The sequence below is a fragment of the Achromobacter sp. Marseille-Q0513 genome (assembly GCF_018195695.1).
Lineage (GTDB): Bacteria > Pseudomonadota > Gammaproteobacteria > Burkholderiales > Burkholderiaceae_B > Achromobacter.
Genome location: NZ_JAGTJY010000709.1, coordinates 1 through 201 on the forward strand (window position 1 = coordinate 1; position 201 = coordinate 201).

Annotated in this window: 1 protein-coding gene; it reads right to left on the bottom strand. The window is 63.2% G+C overall.

Annotated features, from left to right (window positions below; all coding sequences use genetic code 11):
* Positions 1–201: filamentous hemagglutinin N-terminal domain-containing protein (locus KDH83_RS32405; RefSeq protein ID WP_212323335.1), on the bottom strand; the 201-nt coding region annotated here is incomplete at both ends.

Here is a 201-nt window from a genome sequence, read left to right on the forward strand (position 1 = left end):
CACTGACCTGGCTGGTGCCGGTGAAGATCACGCCGTTCTGGTTCACCACCAGCACCGTGCCGTCGGCCTTGATCGAACCGTGGATCTCGCTGGGTTTGGCGGACGCGCCCACCACGCGGTTTAGCACCGCGTCGGAAGCGTTCTGCTTGAATTGCAGCGTGGTGTCGCGGCCGACGTTGAACGTCTCCCAGTTGAGGATGG